Below are 16624 nucleotides of genomic sequence, written 5' to 3' on the forward strand. Positions count from 1 at the left end.
GCCGACGGCCCGCGGACGCCCGTCGTTCACCCGTCCGTCGGCGGCCGTTGCGCGTGTGGCCCAACGCTGGCCGCTGTCAGCGCACTTGTGTTCTCAGGAGGCCCGATGTCCTCGCACGCCCCCGGTCGGCGGCGCATCCACCGTTCTCTCGCGGCGGGGCTCCCGCTCGCCCTGCTCGCCGGGCTCGCCGCCGGTACGGCAGCGGCCACCCCCGCCGGCGCTGCCGGTGCCGCGCGGGCGGACCGCACCGGCGACGCCCGCGTGATCCGCACGGCGACGCTCCCGGACATCCCGCTCGGCGCGTTCAGCAACGGACTGCTGCCCGGCACGGTGGACGACGACCGGGGCGTGGACCTGGGTGGCATCGGCAGCGACATCTACCCGGCGGGCCGCAAGGGCGAGTTCTGGACCGTCACCGACCGCGGGCCCAACGGCCAGATCAAGGTGGCCGGAAAGAAGCGCCGTACGTTCCCCGTGCCGGGCTTCGACCCGGCGATCGTGAAGATCCGCGTGTCGGGCGACAAGGTGCGGGTGCTGGACGCGATCCCCCTGACGACAGCCTCCGGCAGGGCGGTCACCGGCCTGCCCGACCAGGCGGGCCGCGACGAGGCGCCGTACTCCTACGACGCCCGGACGGCGCTGGCGTACGACCCGGACGGTCTGGACACCGAGGGCATCGTCCGGGCGGCGGACGGCTCGTTCTGGCTCGTCGACGAGTACGGACCCTCCCTCGTCCACGTCTCCGCGCGCGGGAGGGTGCTCACGCGTTACGTGCCCGAGGGACTGGGTCTGACCGGCGCGGACTACCCGGTGGTGGAGGCGCTGCCGTCCGTCCTCCTCCACCGGAAGACGAACCGCGGCTTCGAGGGTCTGGCGCAACTGCCGGGCGGTGACCTGGTGATGGCTCTGCAGAGCCCGCTGTCGCTGCCCGACGCGGACGCGGGCGACGCCTCGCGCACGACCCGGCTGCTGCGCTTCTCGCCCCGCCAGCGGGCGGTCACCGCCGAGTACGCGTACCGCTTCGACCCGGTGGACGTGGTCGATCCCGGCGAGGACGACACCTCCGAGCTGAAGATCTCCTCCGTGGTCGCGGTGGGCCGTGACCGGCTGCTGGTGGAGGAGCGCACCGACAGGGCGGCGCGGCTGCACCTGGTGCGGCTGGAGCGCCGGGCGGACATCCTCGGCGGCCGCTGGGACGACGACACCGCCTCGCCGTCGCTGGAACAGCTCGACGACCCGGCGGCGGCCGGTGTGCCGGTGCTGCGCAAGCGGCTGGTCGTGGACCTGGGCGGGGTCCCCGGGGTGCCGGGGAAGATCGAGGGTGTCGCGCGCGTGGACGACCGGACGCTCGCCCTCGTCAACGACAACGACTTCGGGATGACGGACGGCGCGGAGGCGTTCGACGCGCGGGGACGTCTGGTGGACAGCGGTGTGGAGACGACGGTGACCTACGTGCGGCTGCCGCACCGCGTCTGAGGCCGCGCCGCCGGGTGGGGTGCACGCGCGCGTGCGCCCCACCCGGCGTCCCCGGCTCAGCCTCGGGCGCCCAGCAGGTGGTCCATGGCGAGCTGGTCGAGGTGTTCGAAGGCCATGCCGCGCGCGGCGGCGGCGTCGGTGTCGAAGTCCTCGTAGGCGGACCGGTCGGCCAGCAGCGCCTGCACGCCGTCGGCGGCGGTGGGCTGGGCGAGCTGGTCGAGGCGGGCCGCGCGCAGCGCTTCCTGGACCTCGGGGTCGGCGCGGAAGGCGGCGGCGCGGTCCTTGAGGATGAGGTAGTTGCGCATGCAGCCGGCCGCGGAGGCCCACACGCCGTCGAAGTCCTCGGTGCGCGGGGGCTTGAAGTCGAAGTGGCGCGGGCCGTCGTAGCCGGCGCTCTCCAGCAGGTCGACGAGCCAGAACGCGGCGCGCAGGTCACCGGCGCCGAAGCGCAGGTCCTGGTCGTACTTGATGCCGGACTGGCCGTTGAGGTCGATGTGGAAGAGCTTGCCCGCCCACAGGGCCTGGGCGATGCCGTGCGGGAAGTTCAGACCGGCCATCTGCTCGTGGCCGACCTCCGGGTTGACGCCGTACATCTCGGGGCGTTCCAGGCGCTCGATGAAAGCCAGGGCGTGACCGACGGTGGGCAGCAGGATGTCGCCGCGCGGCTCGTTCGGCTTGGGCTCGATCGCGAAGCGCAGGTCGTAGCCCTGGGAGGTGACGTACTCGCCGAGCAGGTCGAAGGCCTCCTTCATCCGGTCCAGTGCCGCGCGCACGTCCTTGGCCGCCCCGGACTCGGCGCCCTCCCGGCCGCCCCAGGCCACGTAGGTCTTCGCGCCCAGCTCCACCGCCAGGTCGATGTTGCGGATCGTCTTGCGCAGCGCGTACCGGCGCACGTCACGGTCGTTGGCGGTGAACGCGCCGTCCTTGAAGACGGGGTGCGTGAAGAGGTTGGTGGTGGCCATCGGGACCGTCATGCCGGTCGCTTCCAGGGCCTGCCTGAAGCGCTTGACGTGGGCCTCGCGCTCGCTGTCCGAGGACCCGAAGGGGATCAGGTCGTCGTCGTGGAAGGTCACGCCGTACGCGCCCAGTTCGGACAGGCGCTGGACCGACTCCACCGGGTCGAGGGCGGGGCGGGTGGCGTCGCCGAAGGGGTCCCGTCCCTGCCAGCCGACGGTCCACAAACCGAACGTGAACCGGTCCTCGGGGGTGGGCTGGTAGTTCATGCCGCGGCTCCTTGCTCGCTTGCGACTATTTCGTCATGGCGATTTACAAATTAGTATGCCGACGCGTCCCTGGGAAGGGACAACGGGGCGCCGACCGGTCCGCAGCGTCCGGATCCGCCCCCGGCGCAGCAGGAAAACCGCAGGTCAGAACTCCATGAGCCGCGAAAAAAGAGGAGAGCCGATGTCAGCAGCCGAGGGTCCGCTCGTCGTCGGTGTGGACTCGTCCACCCAGTCCACCAAGGCACTCGTCGTCGATGCGGCCACCGGTCGGGTCGTGGCGAGCGGCCAGGCACCGCACACGGTCTCCACCGGAGCCGGCCGGGAGAGCGACCCGCGCCAGTGGTGGGAGGCGCTGGTCGCGGCGCTGCACCAGTGCGGGGACGCGGCGCGCGAGGCATCCGCCGTGTCGATCGGCGGCCAGCAGCACGGGCTCGTCACCCTGGACGCGCACGGGGACCCCGTACGGCCCGCCCTGCTGTGGAACGACGTGCGCTCGGCCCCGCAGGCGCGCCGGCTGGTGGCCGAGCTGGGCGGCCCGAAGGCCTGGTCGGACCGTACGGGCAGCGTGCCGGGCGCGTCCTTCACGGTCACCAAATGGGCCTGGCTCGCCGAGCACGAGCCGCAGGCGGCGCGGTCGGTGGCGGCCGTGCGCCTGCCGCACGACTACCTGACCGAGCGGCTGACCGGTCAGGGCACCACCGACCGCGGTGACGCCTCGGGAACGGGCTGGTGGGCGTCCGCCGAGGAGGCGTACGACGAGGAGATCCTCACCCGGGTCGGCCTCGACCCCGCTCTGCTGCCCCGGGTGGTGCGCCCGGGTGAGGTGGCCGGGACGGTGCGCGACATCCACGACCTGCCGTTCTCCAAGGGCACCCTGGTGGCGCCCGGCACCGGGGACAACGCCGCCGCGGCGCTCGGCCTCGGGCTGCGCCCGGGCACGCCGGTCCTCAGCCTCGGCACGTCGGGCACGGTCTACGCGGTCTCCGAGCACCGCCCCGCCGACCCTTCCGGCACGGTGGCGGGCTTCGCCGACGCGCGCGGGGACTGGCTGCCGCTGGCCTGCACCCTCAACTGCACGCTCGCCGTCGACCGGATCGCCACCCTGCTGGGGCTCGACCGCGAGGCCGTCGAGCCCGGCGCCGGCGGCGTCACCCTGCTTCCCTACCTCGACGGCGAACGCACCCCCGACCTGCCGAACGCCTCCGGCCTGCTGCACGGGCTGCGCCACGACACGACCGCCAGACAGCTGCTGCAGGCCGCCTACGACGGGGCCGTCCACTCCCTGCTCGGCGCGCTGGACCTGGTGCTGGACCGGGACGCCGACCGCACCACCCCCCTGGTCCTGATCGGCGGGGGCGCCCGGGGCACGGCGTGGCAGCAGACCGTACGCCGGCTCTCGGGGCGCCCGGTGCGCATCCCCGAGGCCAGGGAACTGGTCGCGCTGGGGGCCGCGGCCCAGGCCGCCGGGCTGCTGACCGGTGAGGACCCGGCCGCGGTGGCCCGCCGCTGGAGGACGGCCGACGGGCCGGTGCTCGACGCGGTGGAGCGGGACGAGGCGACGCTGGAGAGGATCTCCGGGGTACTCTCCGACGCGGCGCCGCTGCTGGAGCGGGGGACGCGGGAGCACTGACAGGACCGGCGGGGCCGCGGCCGGGCACGACCGTGCGGCCCCGCCGCCGTACACCGACCGAGGACGACGCAGGCATGACCGCACCGCTGAACGAGCCCCGCCCGACCGGTCCGGGACGTGCGCTGTCCGACACCCAGCAGGGCATGCGCCGCCGCAACCTCGCCCGGGTCCTGCACACCGTCAGCGCCGAGGGACCGCTGTCGCGGGCCGCGGTCGCCTCGCGCATCGGGCTCACCCGTGCGGCGGTGTCGACGCTGGTCGACGAGCTCATCCGCTCGGGTCTCCTGGAGGAACTGGGGCCCGAGCGGCCCGGCCGGGTGGGCCGGCCCGGTTCGGCGCTCGCCGTCAGCGGACGCGGACCGGCCGGGATCGGGGCGGAGATCGGCGTGGACCACCTGGCGGCCTGCGTGGTCGACCTTCGCGGGCAGGTCAGGGCACGGGCCGTACGGCACGGCACGAACCGGGGACGCGCCCCGGAACCGGTGACCGAGGACCTCACCGCGCTCATATCCCAGGTCGTCGCCGAGGCGCAGGGCCAGGGCCTGTGGCCGGCGGGACTCGCCGTCGCCGTGCCGGGCCTGGTCGCGCGGGACGGCCGCACCGTCGTCCGGGCCCCCAACCTGGACTGGCGCGACACCGACCTCGGCACCCTGCTGCCCGGCGCCTACCCCCTGACGGTGGACAACGAGGCGAACTTCGGCGCTCTGGCCGAACTCTGGCTCGGCGAGGACACGCCGCCGGACTTCCTGCACGTGTCCGCGGAGATCGGCATCGGCGCGGCGCTGGTGGTCGACGGCCGGCTGCTGCGCGGCACCCGCGGCTTCGCCGGCGAGCTGGGGCATGTCCCGGTCGAGCCGGAGGGGCCCGCGTGCCCGTGCGGCGGCCGGGGCTGCCTGGAGCAGTACGCGGGCGAGCAGGCCGTGCTGCGGGCCGCCGGGATGGCGGCGGGCGAGGGCCGGGTCGGGCTGCTCGCCACCCGCGCCGCCGAGGGGGACGAGGACGTACGGCGGGCCCTGCACGACGCCGGCAGGGCGCTCGGTGTGGCCCTGACCGGCGCGGTCAACCTGCTCGACCCCCGGTCCGTCGTGCTCGGCGGGGCGCTGGCCGGGCTCGCTCCCTGGCTGCTGCCCGCGCTGGAGGCCGAGCTGGACCGGCGCACCGCGGGACCGGCCTGCCCGGTGACCGTTTCACCGTTCGGCCCAGAGGGCCCGCTGCTCGGCGCCGCGCACGCGGTGGTCCGCGCCGTACTCGACGACCCGGCGGCCGTGGCCGAACGCGCCTGAAACCCGGCGCAGTTCACTCGTCCGAGTGGCGGCGTTGTCCACAATTCACCGCCCGTCCACGGATCCTTGCCGGGCCCTTCTGCCCAACCCCTGCGCGCCGTACCGTGATTCACGCGAGGCGCCGTCCGCGGGCTCACGGCGGCGGCCCGTACCCACCCGGTCGCACCACCGCCACCGAGGTGTGCGACACCAACCGGACACGCGGCCGGGCTCCGCGCGGAGCGCCCGGCTGTGCGCGAGACTCACCGCCACCGGCGGACACACCCCCACGAAACCGCACGAACTTCTACGGAACGCGAACCTCCTCGGAACACGGACCTCCACGAAGAACGAGCCCCCGAGACAAGCGGGACTCCCCCCCCACACGAGAAAGGTCGTCGCCCATGGACCGGGCAGGATCCCAGCCCAGCCGACGGCGCCTCCTGAAGGGCGCCGCCCTCGCCGCCGTCCCCTCCGCCTTGCTCCCCGCCGCCCGCGCCACCGCGCGCCCCCGGCCCCTGGCCGCCGGCTACCCGCCCACCGACTGGCAGCCCGCCTCGAGTTCCAACTACACGGCGTCCGACCGGCCCACCAGCTACTCCCTCGACCGGGTGATCATCCACGTCACCCAGGAGACCTACGCCAACACGCTGGCCATCTTCCAGAACCCCCAGAAGAAGGTGTCCGCGCACTACCTCGTCCGGTCGGCCGACGGACACATCGCGCAGTGCGTCCGTGAATCGGACATCGCCTGGCACGCGGGCAACTGGGACTACAACACCCACAGCATCGGCATCGAACACGAAGGGTGGGTGGACAGACCGGCGTACTTCACCGACGCACTGTACGAGCAGTCGGCCCGGCTCACCTCGGCGATCTGCGACCGGTACGGCATCCCCAAGGACCGCACGCACATCATCGGGCACTACGAGGTGCCGGGCACGGACCACACCGATCCCGGTCCGAACTGGGACTGGGTCCGCTACCTGAGAATGGTCAACTTCGACTGACCGGGACCGTCCGCCCGGCCGCGCGGCGCCCGGCCCGCCCGCGGCCACGCCGGGCCGCCCGCGCGCTGCGCGTGCGGCGGGCCCCCGGGCGGAGCACGCTGGAAGCCCGCACCCCCGGGGCGTGCCACCGGCGTGCGGCGCGAGCGGACGGACCGGCGCGGCCGAAGGAGGTCCCAGTGGCGTACGGCGATCCCGGACGGCGCGTGGACGAGACCTCGGCAGCCATGCTGGAGGCGCTCTTCACCGGCTCACCGGTCGGACTCCATCTGCTGGACCCCGAGCTGCGGGTGGTGCGGCTGACCCCCGGGACGCCCGCCGGGCGGGGAAAGTCCGCCGACGATCCGACCGGGCGGCCGATGCGCGAGGTCTACCGCATGGTCGAGGACAACGACATGGAGGCCGCGCTGCGTGAGGTGCTGAAGACCGGCGAGCCCCTGCGGCAGCGGCTGGTGCGGGCGCGTGTCGAAGGGGATCCGCCCGAGGAGCGCTGCTTCGAGACGACCGCCATGCGTCTGGAGAGCCGGCGCGGGGAGGTACTGGGTGTGGCGGTCACCGCGGTCGACGTCACCGACCGGGAACGGGGACGAGCCCGCACCAGGGTCCTCGACGCCGTGCGGCGCCGGGTGGGGCGGACGCTGGACCCGGTGGTGACCGGCGAGGAACTGGTCGAGGCCGTGGTCCCGCAGTTCGCGGACATCGCGGTCGTGGAGGTGGTGGAATCGGTGATCCGGGGCGACGAGCCGCCGCCGGCCCCGCTGCCGCCGGGCACCCCGCTGATGCGCACCGCCTTCCGCAGCGGCACCGCGCACCCGCCGCAGGCGCACCCGGTCGGCGACGTGCGGCGGCTGCCGGCGCCCACGCCCTTCACCCAGGCCCTGACCGACCTGCGCCCCCGGATCGTCCCGCTGCGCCCGGGCGCCGAGTGGATGCCCGCCGACCCGCCGCGCACGCACGCCATCCGCTCCGCGGACACCCATACGCTGCTGGTGGTGCCGCTGGCCCTGCGGGGCACGGTACTGGGCCTGGTCAGCCTGTACCGGTCGGGCGACTCGCCGCCGTTCGACACGGGCGACCGGCGGCTCGCGGTGGAGCTGGCCGCGCACACCGCCCTGTGCGTCGACAACGCCCGGCGCTTCATCCGCGAACACACCATCGCCGCCACGGTCCAGCGCCAGCTGCTGCCCCGCCGTCCCGAGTCCCACGCGTCGCTGGAGACCGCCTACCTGTCGGTCAGCGGCGCCGACCCCGGCGCCTGGTACGACACCATCGCCCTGTCCGGCGCCCGCACCGCGCTGGTGGTGGGGAACGTCTCGGGACGGGGGCTGAACGCGGCGGCCGGCATGGGTCAGCTGCGTACGGTGCTGAGGTCGCTGTCGGCGTTCGACCTGTCGCCCGACGAACTGCTGGCCCGGCTGCACGACACGGCGGCCCAGCTGGCCCAGGAACGGGCGAGCCTGCCGCCGGGTGACCCCCTGCGCCGGGAGGCGCTCACGGCGAACTGCGTGTACGCGGTCCACGATCCGCTGACCGGCACCTGTGTGATGGCGGCGGCCGGTGATCTGGCGCCCGTCGTGATCCGTCCCGACCGCACCGTCAGCATCCCCGACACACCGGCCGGGCCGCCGCTGGGCGTGGCGGAGGACTCGCCGTTCGCGACCGCCGAGATCGACGTGCCCGCCGGGAGCGTGCTGGTGTTCACCAGCGATCCCCTGGTCACGGCCTACCTCGCCGATTCGTGCCGGCAGCTGCGGGCCGTCTCGGACTATGCCGAGCGGCCGTTGCAGGACCTGTGCGACGCCGTCGTCTACGCCCTCCCGGACGGCCTCGGTGCGGGCGACGCCGCGGTGATCGTCGCGCGCACCCGGTCCTTCCCGTCCGGCGCGTTCGCCGACTGGCGGCTCGACGACGACCGCGCGTCGGTGGCGACCGCCCGCGCCCGCGCACGTGACCAGCTCGCCGCGTGGGGCGTGGACGAGGAGACCGCCTACCAGACGCAGATCATCGTCAGCGAACTCGTCACCAACGCGCTGCGGTACGGGAGCGCGCCGATCGAACTCCGGCTGATCCACGACCGTACGCTCACCTGCGAGGTGCGCGACGCCGGTCAGGCCGCTCCGCACCTGCGCCACGCCCGGACCGCGGACGAGGGCGGACGCGGCCTGTTCGTCGCCGCCCAGCTGGCCCGGGCCTGGGGCGTGCGGTACACGGCGGCGGGCAAGACCGTGTGGACCGAGCAGTCCCTGGCGGGCGACGGCCACTGACACCCGCGCCGCTTCGCTACGCTGACCGCGCCCCTGCGCGCGCGCCCGCGGTGCCGCTCCTGGGCGGCCGCCGCGCGGCACGCGGCACCCCCAGCGATCACCGGAGTCGCCCGATGCAGGTCCGCCGCGTCGTCCCCAACGTCCGTTCCGAGTGCCTGGAGGAGAGTGCGGACTTCTACGGACTGCTGGGCTTCGAGGAGGTCATGAACCACGGCTGGATCAGGACGCTCGCCTCCGCGGTGAATCCGGCCGCGCAGATCAGCTTCATGGGCGAGGACCGCACGGCTCCCCTCACACCCGACCTGAGCGTCGAGGTCGACGACGTCGACGCGGCCCACGCCGCGCTGCGCGAGCGCGGCGCGGAGATCGTGTACCCGCTCACCGACGAGGAGTGGGGCGTACGCCGGTTCTTCGTCCGGGATCCCGACGGCCGCGTCGTCAACGTGCTGGGACACCGCTGACGGCAGCCGAGGAAGCTCGAAGACACCCGAAGGAGTGCGTTTTCCCGTCCGTCGCCGTGCCGTCGGCCGCCGGTCACCGCCCGGGCCGCCGGCTTCTGCTGCACTTCCCTGAGTCCGCACGGAGTTGACGAGGCATCAGGGGGCAGGGTGAGCACAGCGGGACGTGTGGTGAGGCGCCGCGCCGGGCGGTTCGCGGCGGTGGTGAGCGTTCTCCTCGCCGGCGGCGCACTGACGGGAACGGGAACGGCCCACGCGGGCACGGCACAGGCCGGGACGGCTCTTGCGGGGGCGGGCCTCGCGGGCTCGGCGGGACGGCCCGGTGGCACGCACCGCGCCGAGGAGATCGCGCCGGGTGTGGAGTACCGCGAGATCGACCTCTCCGGGGCCCACGGGAAGGCCCGCGCGCACCTGGTCAGCGTCGATCTGAACAACAAGCACGTCCGCGTCGGCCTGCTGCACCCGGGTGCCGTGGCGGCGCGGAGCACCGTCTCCCGGCTCGCCGGCTCCCAGGGAGCGCTCGCGGGTGTCAACGGCGACTTCTTCGACATCACCGAGACCCAGCATCCGGGCGTCCCGGCGACCGGTTCGTCGGTCGGACCGGAGATCGCGGACGGGAAGGCGCTCAAGGCCGCCGTGCCGCGCGGGCAGCGCTTCGGGCCCGCCCTGCCGGCCGGCGCCACCACCGAGGACGTGCTCGGCATCGGCGCGGACCGTACGGCCCGCATCGACCGGCTGGCCCTGTCGGGCTCGGTGACCACGCCCGATGCGAAGCTGGGGCTCGGCGGGTTCAACCAGTACGCGCTGCCGGTCGGTTCGATCGGCGCGTACACCTCCGACTGGGGCGCTCTCTCCCGGGAACGGGCCGTGTGCGGCACGGACGGGGACCGCGGCGCTCCGTGCAGTACGGACACCTACGAGGTGACGGTCCGGGACGGCCGGGTCGTCGCCACGGCGGACACTCCCGGCAGCGGCGACGTTCCCGCGGGCACCACGGTCCTGGTGGGCAGGGAGGCGGGGGCGCAGCGGCTGCGCAAGCTGTCCAAGGGCGAGTCGGTGAGCGTCGAGCACCGGCTGACGGCGGCCTCCGGCCGGGCGTACACCTTCGCGATCGGGGGGTTTCCGGTGCTGCGCGGGGGCGCCGCGCTGCCGGGGCTCGACGGCACGACACCGGCCGTGCGCACCGCCGTGGGGATCGCGGACGGAGGGCACCGGCTGCTGCTCATGGCGCTGGACGGCGCGGCCGAGTACCGCGCCGGCCTGACCGTCGCGGAAGTCGCCGCCACTTTGCGGGACCTGGGGGCGACGGAGGGGTTCAACCTGGACGGCGGCGGCTCCAGCACGCTGGTCGCCCGGAAAGCGGGTGCGGGTGCGGTCAGCGTCCTCAACCACCCCAGCGGGGGCGCCGAACGAGCGGTCGCGAACGGGGTAGGGGTGTTCCCCGGCGCGTGAGGCGCACCGCTCCCGCTGCCAGGCGCGCTCGGAGCGGGGGAACGGGCCCCGGCCCGGGGGGGTCTCAGGGCCGCAGGCTGCTGACCATCTCGGCGGTGACCACCAGGCAGTCGTGGATGGTGGGGGCCATACTGGAGCCGGCGAGGAAGAAGCCGAGCAGACCGCAGACGAGGGCGTGCGAGAACTTCAGCGAGCAGTTGCGCACGAAGATGATCGCCAGGATCGCGAGCAACAGCACCACAGAGATGGAAATGGCCATCGTCAACCTCCTCCGCCACGCCCACTTCGCGGCTTTCGGCGGCAAGTGTGGCGTAGCGGAGGGTTCGTCCGGGCGGCTGACGTGTCCGCCGAACGTGTGGTTCTGCGGCCGGACTAAGAGCTGCGAACAAAAGGGGCGCCCGGCTCGCGACGCCCGCCACGCACACTCGCGGCGTCGCCGAAAGGCCCTGGTAGCTCCGCTGCAAGGGCCTTCCGGCGCCTTGCGATCGCCGGCGCCGGACACCGCGAGCCGATCGGACTCCCCTTGTGCTCCCAGCTCTGAGGCCGGCTCACGGCCGCGCCTTCCGGTCCTCGCGCGCGTCCAGGAAGGATTCCAGGCCGGCCAGGTCGTCGGTGTTGAGGTGGTCGACGCCGGCGGAGAGGAGTTCGGCCCAGAACGCGTCGCGGGCCGGTCCGGCCTCGTCCGGGGTGGCCCAGAACCGCACCTTCTGTCCGCGGGCGTGCGCCTGGCCGACGATGCCGCGCAGCGTGCGCCGCTCGGCCTGCGGGAAGGGGCCGGAGCCCAGCCAGGTGAAGACCGACGTCCAGTTGTCGCTGATCAGCGGCGCGAAGGAGGCGGGTGCCGGGCCGCCGAGGTCGGTGAGCCGGCCGTCGTAGAAGGCCCTGCGTACCGTCTGCGCCTCCATGGGCGCGCGGGCCGCGCGGTCGCCGGAGATCACGGCGGTGACGGGGCCGGGGCGGACGCGCCCGTGCGCGTACGTGGTGAACAGGTGCCGGTGGCGCGTCAGCTGACGGTCGAGTGCGAGGTAGGTGGCGGCGCCCTCCGTCTTGATGTCGATCAGTAGTTGCAGGGGCCTGGGCCATCCCCGGTGGACCCAGCCGTGGTTGGCCCTGACGCGCGCGGCCAGCGGGTCGAGGTAGAGGGATGCGAGGGTGCGCCGGGGGTCGAGGCCGGCCTGGTCGTGGGCGACCAGAAGCTCGCCGTCGACGAGGTGGATGTCGGCCTCGACGCTGGTGAAGCGGTGGTCGAGGGCGTCCAGCAGGGGCCGCGGGTGTGCGTAGTCGTTGTGGGCGTGGGCGTGCCCCAGCGGATGCGGGCCGTGCCGCCGTCGACTTGCGGCGGCGTGCGCGGCGGGCAGCGCCGCGGTGCCGGCGAGGGCGGCGCCGAGGGTGGTGAGGGCTCTGCGACGGGTGGTGAGGGCCATGCTCTGCCTCCCTTGAGGGGCGTACGGGGGACGTACGGGGCCTGCGGGGAGTATGCGGGGCGCGGGTGCGGGGGCGGCGTGCGCCGGTGAGGAGTTGGCCGGATGGTACGCGTCCGTTCACCCGTCGGCAGCGGGCGCCGCGCAGGCCCGTCCCCGCTGCGGACGAGGGGACGGGACTGGCGAGGCGCCGGTCAGGGAGCCGGCTCGGGCGCGGCGGGCGGCCCCGGGAGGTCGACGAGCCAGGCCAGCGCTTCGCGGTGGGCGCCCGCGGTGCCGTAGGCGATCGAGTCGGCCTTGGCCCGCTTCAGATACAGGTGGACCGGGTGTTCCCAGGTCATGCCGGTACCGCCGTGCAGTTGAAGGGCTTCCTCGGCGGCGTGCACGGCGACGGTCGCCGCGTAGGCCTGGGCGACGGCGACCGCCACGTCGGCGTCCTCGCCGCGGGCGAGCGCGTCGGCCGCGTTGCGGGCGGCGGCGCGCAGGTTGACGGTCTCCAGCCACAGCTGGGCGAGCCGGTGCTTGAGCGCCTGGAAGCCGCCGACCGGCCGGTTGAACTGCTTGCGCTCCTTCAGGTGACGCACGGTCTCCGTCAAAGCCCAGTCGGCCAGGCCGAGTTGCTCGGAGGCGAGCAGCCCGGCACCGGCCCGCAGGGCGCGGCGCACGGCGGGTCCGGCATCGCCCAGCCGACGGCCCTCGGCCCCGTCCAGCCGCACGCGTGCCACCGGGCGGGTCAGGTCCAGGGACACCTGCGCGGTGACGGCCGCGGCCGGGGCCCGCACCGCGTACAGGCCTCCGTCGTCGGCGGGGACCAGCAGCACGTCGGCGATCGCGGCGTCGGCGACGGCGGTCACCTCCCCGGTCAGGACGCCGTTCTCCCGCCGTACGACGGCGAAGGGGGCGCCCGGAGCCGTGTGCAGGCCGACGGCGAGCGCGCCGATCGACGCGGCCGACGCCAGCTCGGCGACGAGGTCGTCCGCCCCGCACGCCAGCAGCGCCTCGGTGGCCACGACGGCGCTGGTCAGATAGGGCACGGGCGCCACCGCGCGGCCCAGTTCCTCCACGACGACGGCGGCTTCCCGGTGGGTGGCGCCCTGGCCGCCCAGTTCCTCGGGCACCAGCAGACCGGCCAGGCCCATGCCGTCGGCGAGCGTCTTCCACAGGGGGACGTCGTGCGGGGTGTCCGACTCCACCCGCGCGATCACGTCCGCCGGCCGGCAGTGATCGGTGAGCAGGTCGCGTACGGCTGCGCGCAGCGCCTCTTCCTCCTCGGAGTGGAGGAGGTCCGGCTGGGTGCTCATCGGGCCAGGTCCTTCCAGGCGACGTCCTTGTCGGTGCGCGGTTCGGCGGGCAGGCCCAGCACGCGTTCGGCGACGATGTTCAGCAGGATCTCGCTGGTCCCGCCCTCGATGCTGTTGCCCTTGGACCGCAGGTACCGGTAGCCGGCGTCGCGACCGGTGAAGTCGACGAGTTCGGGACGGCGCAGGGTCCAGTCGTCGTACAACAGCCCCTCCTCGCCGCGCAGTTCCACTTCCAGGCCGCTGATCTCCTGGTTGAGGCGGGCGAAGGCGAGTTTCATGCCGGAGCCCTCGGGGCCGGGCTGTCCCGCGGCGAGCTGCTGGCGCAGCCGCTCACCGGTGAGGCGGGCCACCTCCGCCTCCACCCACAGCTTCAGGAGCCGCTGGTGCAGGTCGTGGGTGCGCAGGGCGGGACGTTCGCGCCAGGTGCGGGCCACCGGGCCGATCATGCCGCCCTCGCGGGGCAGGCGCATGCCGCCGATGGAGACGCGCTCGTTCATCAGGGTGGTCTGCGCGACCCGCCAGCCGTCGCCGACCTCGCCGAGGCGGTGCGCGTCGGGGATGCGGACGCCGGTCAGGAAGACCTCGTTGAACTCGGCCTCCCCGGTGATCTGGCGCAGCGGCCTGACCTCCACGCCGGGGTCGGTCATGTCGCACAGGAAGTAGGTGATGCCCTGGTGTTTGGGCAGGGCGGGGTCGGTGCGGGCGATGAGGATGGCCCAGCGGGCCAGGTGGGCGCTGGAGGTCCACACCTTCTGCCCGTCGACCACCCAGTCACCCGCGCCGTCGCGGACGGCGCGGGTGCCGAGCGCGGCCAGGTCGGATCCGGCGCCGGGCTCGCTGAAGAGCTGGCACCAGACCTCCTCACCGGTCCACAGCGGCCGCAGGAAGCGCTGTTTCTGCTCGTCGGTGCCGTAGCGCAGGATGGTCGGGGCGGCCATGCCGAGGCCGATGCCGATGCGCCGCGGGTCGTTGTCGGGGGCGCCCGCCGCCTCCAGTTCGGCGTCCACGACGGCCTGCAGGGGGCGCGGGGCGCCGAGGCCGCCGAGGCCTTCGGGGAAGTGCACCCAGGCCAGGCCCGCGTCGAAACGGGCGCGGAGGAAGTCGAGGCGGTCGGTGCCGCGGGGCGGATGCGCGGCGAGCAGTTCGCGGGTGCGGCGGCGCAGTCCGTCCGCGTCGAGGGCGTTGCCGCTCATGCGGCGGCTCCTTTCTCCGGTCCGGGCACCACGGCGATCCGTCCGGTGGTGACACCGTCGGCGACCCGCTGCACGGCGTGCGCGGCGCCGTCCAGCGGCACCCGCTCGCTCACCAGCGGCTTGATCGCGCCCCGGGCGGCCAGTTCGGTGAGCTGGTCGTGGCAGTGGCGGACGAGCTGGGGATTCCTGGTGGTGTACAGGCCCCAGTGCAGGCCGAGGATCGAGTAGTTCTTGACGAGGGCGTGGTTCAGCGCCGGACTGGGGACGGTGCCGCCGGCGAAGCCCACCACGACGATCCTGCCCTCGAAGGCGACGACCTTGGCGGACTGGGCGTACGCCTCGCCGCCGACGGGGTCGTAGATCACGTCGGCGCCCCGGCCGCCGGTGGCCTCCTTGACGGCGGCGACGACGTCCTCGCCGCGCCGGTCGACGACGACGTCGCAGCCCAGCTCACGGGCCACGGCCGCCTTGGCGGGGCCGCCGACGACACCGATGACGGTGGCACCGGCCGCCTTGCCGAGCTGGACGGCCGCGCTGCCGACGCCGCCGGCCGCGGCGTGCACGAGCAGCGTCTCCCCGGCCTCGATACGGGCCCGGCGGTGCAGGCCGAACCAGCCCGTCTGGTAGCCGATGTGCAGGGCCGCGGCCTCGGCGTCGTCGAGCGACTGCGGGGCGGGCAGCAGGGCGGCCGCGTCGGCGACGGCGTACTCGGCGAAGCCGCCGTGGGGCAGGGCCGGGGTGGCGATGACCCTGCGGCCGTCCTCGGTCTCCGCGCAGATCTCCACGCCCGGGGTGAAGGGCAGCGGCGGCCGGACCTGGTACTGGCCCCGGCACAGCAGCGCGTCCGGGAAGTTGATGTTGGCCGCCCGTACCGCGAGCAGGACCTGGCCCTCGCCCGGTGTGGGCCGGCCGGTCTCCTCCAGGCGCATCACCTCGCCCGGCTCACCGTTCTCGTGCACTCGCCATGCCCGCATGCGCCGCCTCCACAGGTACTGGGTCAGGAACCGCGTGGTCCGTCCGGTCGACGGCATACTAAGCGGTCGCTTGCTCTCAGGGGAACAGGCGTCCCGGGCGGACAGGGATCCTCGGCTGACGCGGAACCCGGCCCGGCGCGGGGAGCCCGGGCGAGCACGGCGCCCGGGCGAGGGACGGCCCGCCCGGGCGAGGGACGGCCCGCCCGGCGCCCGGGGCCCCCTTCCGTACGGTCTTCCCGGTCAGTCCGGGCCGGCAAGACGCAGGGGTCCCGCCAGAAGAACAACGCCCCAGGGTGAGCGCCTCGGGGACGAGGCCCCTCAGTCGTCCTCGCCGCCGGAGCCGCGCCGCGACGGCCGCGCCCGTACGTGCATCCGCTCGCCCTGCGGGCCGAACAGGCTGAGGAACTCCACCGGCCCCTCCCCCGTCGAACCGAACCAGTGCGGCACGCGCGTGTCGAACTCGGCGGCCTCCCCCGCCCCGAGCACCACGTCGTGGTCCCCCAGCACGATCCGCAGCCTCCCGGACAGCACGTACAGCCACTCGTAGCCCTCGTGGGAGCTCGTGACCGGTTCCTCCTTGCGCTGCGGTTCGAGCACCTTGTACGCCTGCAGACCGCCGGGCTGCCGGGTCAGCGGCCAGTGCGTGCGCCCTCCGCGCACGATCGGCTTGGCACGCACCCGGGGGTCCCCGACCGGGGGCGCGCCGACCAGTTCGTCCAGCGGCACCTGGTGGGCCTGCGCGATCGGCAGCAGCAGTTCCAGGCTGGGCTTGCGCAGGCCGGACTCCAGCCGCGAGAGGGTGCTGACGGAGATCCCGGTCGTCTCCGACAGGGCCGCCAGGGTCACCTCCCGCTCCTTGCGGATCCGCCGCAGTCTCGGTCCCACACCCGCCAGTACATCGTCCGTCGTCATCCAGCCATTGCAGTTTCGGCAAAGGCGTTTGTCAATCCCGCGGCCTTCGCG

The 16624-nt window shown here is 74.3% G+C and carries 14 protein-coding genes; 7 read left to right on the plus strand and 7 right to left on the minus strand.

The features are described 5' to 3' along the window. The first annotated feature begins 105 nt into the window (after positions 1-105). Entirely contained in the window at positions 106-1476 is a 1371-nt protein-coding gene (locus ABZ719_RS06620) for an esterase-like activity of phytase family protein (RefSeq protein WP_366724118.1), read from the plus strand. Between the two features lie 56 nt (positions 1477-1532). Here the strand turns inward: ABZ719_RS06620 and xylA are convergent, their stop codons facing one another. Next, on the minus strand, positions 1533-2699 hold the full coding sequence (xylA, locus tag ABZ719_RS06625) for a xylose isomerase (RefSeq protein ID WP_366724119.1): 1167 nt from the start codon (positions 2697-2699) through the stop codon (positions 1533-1535). 181 nt (positions 2700-2880) lie between these two features. On the opposite strand from xylA, the gene xylB reads away from it, so the two are divergent. The 6 genes from xylB (at position 2881) to ABZ719_RS06655 (ending at position 10772) form a co-directional block, all read left to right on the plus strand. Beyond that, entirely contained in the window at positions 2881-4329 is a 1449-nt protein-coding gene (gene xylB, locus ABZ719_RS06630; protein WP_366724120.1) for a xylulokinase, read from the plus strand. Positions 4330-4403: 74 nt separating this feature from the next. Continuing rightward, entirely contained in the window at positions 4404-5612 is a 1209-nt protein-coding gene (locus ABZ719_RS06635) for an ROK family transcriptional regulator (protein WP_366724121.1), read from the plus strand. A 383-nt stretch (positions 5613-5995) separates the two neighbouring features. After that, on the plus strand, positions 5996-6601 hold the full coding sequence (locus ABZ719_RS06640; protein WP_366724122.1) for an N-acetylmuramoyl-L-alanine amidase: 606 nt from the start codon (positions 5996-5998) through the stop codon (positions 6599-6601). Positions 6602-6777: 176 nt separating this feature from the next. Next, a complete protein-coding gene (locus tag ABZ719_RS06645) occupies positions 6778-8862 on the plus strand; it encodes a SpoIIE family protein phosphatase (protein ID WP_366724123.1) in 2085 nt (694 codons plus the stop codon). Positions 8863-8975: 113 nt separating this feature from the next. Further along, the gene (locus ABZ719_RS06650) at positions 8976-9323 is read left to right on the plus strand and encodes a VOC family protein (RefSeq protein ID WP_366724124.1); all 348 of its coding nucleotides are present in this window, start codon (positions 8976-8978) and stop codon (positions 9321-9323) included. A 228-nt stretch (positions 9324-9551) separates the two neighbouring features. Further along, positions 9552-10772, plus strand: coding sequence for a phosphodiester glycosidase family protein (locus tag ABZ719_RS06655; RefSeq protein ID WP_366724241.1), 1221 nt, complete (start codon positions 9552-9554; stop codon positions 10770-10772). Positions 10773-10836: 64 nt separating this feature from the next. On the opposite strand, the gene ABZ719_RS06660 is transcribed toward ABZ719_RS06655, so the two are convergent. From ABZ719_RS06660 to ABZ719_RS06685, 6 genes are all read right to left on the minus strand, one after another. After that, entirely contained in the window at positions 10837-11031 is a 195-nt protein-coding gene (locus ABZ719_RS06660) for a hypothetical protein (RefSeq protein WP_078883938.1), read from the minus strand. 289 nt (positions 11032-11320) lie between these two features. After that, positions 11321-12196, minus strand: coding sequence for a phosphatidylinositol-specific phospholipase C/glycerophosphodiester phosphodiesterase family protein (locus tag ABZ719_RS06665; RefSeq protein ID WP_366724125.1), 876 nt, complete (start codon positions 12194-12196; stop codon positions 11321-11323). A gap of 191 nt (positions 12197-12387) precedes the next feature. Then, entirely contained in the window at positions 12388-13494 is a 1107-nt protein-coding gene (locus ABZ719_RS06670; RefSeq protein ID WP_366724126.1) for an acyl-CoA dehydrogenase family protein, read from the minus strand. Then, the gene (locus tag ABZ719_RS06675) at positions 13491-14687 is read right to left on the minus strand and encodes an acyl-CoA dehydrogenase family protein (RefSeq protein ID WP_366724127.1); all 1197 of its coding nucleotides are present in this window, start codon (positions 14685-14687) and stop codon (positions 13491-13493) included. Before ABZ719_RS06675 ends, ABZ719_RS06670 begins: the two co-directional genes overlap by 4 nt. Then, positions 14684-15661 (minus strand): NADPH:quinone oxidoreductase family protein, encoded by a 978-nt coding sequence (locus ABZ719_RS06680; RefSeq protein ID WP_366724128.1) that lies wholly within the window; start codon positions 15659-15661, stop codon positions 14684-14686. Before ABZ719_RS06680 ends, ABZ719_RS06675 begins: the two co-directional genes overlap by 4 nt. A gap of 318 nt (positions 15662-15979) precedes the next feature. Then, positions 15980-16573 carry an XRE family transcriptional regulator gene (locus tag ABZ719_RS06685; protein WP_366724129.1) on the minus strand — a complete coding sequence of 198 codons (594 nt, stop codon included), beginning with the start codon at positions 16571-16573 and terminating at the stop codon, positions 15980-15982. Positions 16574-16624: the final 51 nt, after the last annotated feature.

The sequence above is a fragment of the Streptomyces sp. NPDC006743 genome (assembly GCF_040703815.1).
Taxonomy (GTDB): Bacteria; Actinomycetota; Actinomycetes; order Streptomycetales; family Streptomycetaceae; genus Streptomyces.